The sequence below is a fragment of the Psychrobacter sp. TB20-MNA-CIBAN-0197 genome (assembly GCF_040309765.1).
Taxonomy (GTDB): domain Bacteria; phylum Pseudomonadota; class Gammaproteobacteria; order Pseudomonadales; family Moraxellaceae; genus Psychrobacter; species Psychrobacter submarinus.
This window is the reverse complement of the sequence record NZ_JBEOPC010000458.1, coordinates 1-278: the sequence shown is the minus strand read 5'-3', so window position 1 is coordinate 278 and position 278 is coordinate 1. Positions and strand designations below refer to the sequence as shown.

General features: G+C 55.8%; 1 protein-coding gene. It reads left to right on the top strand.

The features are described 5' to 3' along the window. Positions 1-32: 32 nt before the first annotated feature. A partial coding sequence (locus tag AAEY83_RS14480; protein WP_351059943.1) for a peptide deformylase occupies positions 33-278 on the top strand: 246 nt, incomplete at its 3' end.

Here is a 278-nt window from a genome sequence, read left to right as displayed (position 1 = left end):
ACTTTACTCAACGTGTGCAGCAATCGAAGCCTATGGCCATTTTAAACATCCTCGAATTTCCGGACCCGCGTCTGCGCACTATCGCCAAACCAGTGGCTGTAGTGGACGACGAAGTGCGTCAGTTGGTCGACGACATGTTTGAAACAATGTATGAAGCGCCGGGCATCGGCCTCGCCGCGACCCAGGTCAACGTGCACAAACGTATCGTCGTGATGGACCTGTCCGAAGACCGTACCGAGCCACGGGTGTTCATCAACCCCGAGTTCGAACCGCTGACC